The organism is Streptomyces sp. NPDC059456 (genome assembly GCF_042750055.1).
In the GTDB taxonomy this organism is placed as follows: domain Bacteria; phylum Actinomycetota; class Actinomycetes; order Streptomycetales; family Streptomycetaceae; genus Streptomyces.
On the sequence record NZ_JBHYVA010001077.1, the window covers coordinates 1 to 1597 of the forward strand.

The following is a 1597-nucleotide window of genomic DNA, read 5'->3' on the forward strand; positions in this document are numbered from 1 at the left end:
CCAGGCCGCTGCCTGCGGGCGCGGCACGCACCTCCCGGAGTTCCCGGACCTCCTCGCGCAGGCGGCCGAGCTGCTGCCTGCGGACCTCCGTCTCGGCGCCGATCCGGGCCGCCGCCTCCTCCGGGCCGTACGGGGCGCCGGGGCGCGGCGCCCAGAGGACGAGTTCCGTCCCCGGCACACGGGCACCGCCGTGCGCGGGCGTCCCGTCCGTGCCCGGTGCCTGCCGTGGGGGCGCCTGCGGCCGGGGTTCCGGGCCGGCGGCCGGTCCGCCTCCGCCGCCTTCGCCCCGCGCGAGGGCGTCGTCGAGTTCCTTGCGGAGCCTGGTGGTCAGCCCCAGAAGGGTGCGCAACGCCTCCTCCGACCGGGCGAGTTCGGCGTCGGCCCGGCGCTGGGCGCGCTGGAACACCTCCCACGACCGCGGGGCGTCCTCCCGCCCGCCGTCCGCCGGCGCCCTGCCCTGCTCCGCCGCGCAGGCGGCGGCGTGCAGCCGACGGGCGCGGTCCCACAGTGCGGCCCGCCCCCGTTCGTCACGGACCCGGCCGGATATCACGCGTTTCAGGAGCTCCAGAGGGATGATCTTCGCTCCGGAGCGGTAGTCGCTCCAGCTGGTCCTTCCCGCCCCGTACGCCTTCGCCAGCTCCCGGACCGTACGGCCTTCCGTCACGCTCCGCAGGAACACCGCCAGCGCGTTCGCCTGGGCGGTCTCCCCCTTCGGTTCCCCTTGCAGACGCCCTGCCCTGCCCATCGGTGAGGCCCCTCCCCGTCCTCGGGGCGCCCGGGTGTCCGCCCGCCCCGTACCGGTCGACGTCCCAGCAGATCAGGTGACGCGTCGGGCTTTCCAGCAGTTGTCGGACAACCTGGCGCGGCGTGGCCCGATTCCGCGGCAGCCGTCGGGCGGGCAGCGGTGACGGACCGCGCCAAAACCCTCGTCCGTCCGCCGGACAATGCCGGTTGTCCGTGCCCGAACTGCGCTTTTCCCGCTTTTCGTGGACGGACAATCCGGCCGTCGGAAATCTGGGACCACCGGCGGGACGAACCGCTCGCCGGAACGACCGGAACCCTTCCGAAGGAGACGCACTCATGCGAAAGAGGCTCGCGCTGCTGGCCGTCGCCACGGCCGCGGTCACCGTGGTGACCGCCGCCACCTCGGCCAGCGCCGACACCCGCATCATCAAGGGCGCGTACGTGTACTTCGACCCGACCCGGAACATCTTCGGCGTCGGTGACACCGAGGCCGACGGCCGGACCCCGTACCTGGACGTCAGGGTCAACGGCGGCCCGCTGCAGACGTTCCCGAACCACAACGGCAACGGGACCTGGCGGGACGTGCGCCCGGACGAGACCGGCATCCGGGACGGGAACTCCCTCGCCTGGCGGGCCCGGGTCGGCGGGGGCGCGGTCTCCGACTGGGTCTACGAACAGGCCTGACGGACAGGACCGACGGACGAGGCTGACGAGCAGGGCTGAGCCGGCCCCCCCGGGTCCGCCCGCCCCCCCCCGGGGCCCGCGGGGGGGGGGCGCGGGGGCGGGGGCCGACCCGGGGGGGGGCCCCCAGCGGGGGGCGGGGGGCGCCACCGCGCGCCCGCGACACCAAGAG

The 1597-nt window shown here is 75.7% G+C and carries 1 protein-coding gene and 1 pseudogene; one reads left to right on the forward strand and one right to left on the reverse strand.

Features of this window, described 5'->3' with window-relative positions:
* Nucleotides 1–745 (reverse strand): annotated as a pseudogene (locus tag ACFXA3_RS42290) (hypothetical protein); the annotation flags it as partial.
* A gap of 335 nt (nt 746–1080) precedes the next feature.
* Here ACFXA3_RS42290 and ACFXA3_RS42295 point away from each other — a divergent pair.
* Complete coding sequence (locus ACFXA3_RS42295; RefSeq protein WP_385196817.1) at nt 1081–1428, forward strand: hypothetical protein; 348 nt, start codon at nt 1081–1083, stop codon at nt 1426–1428.
* Nucleotides 1429–1597: the final 169 nt, after the last annotated feature.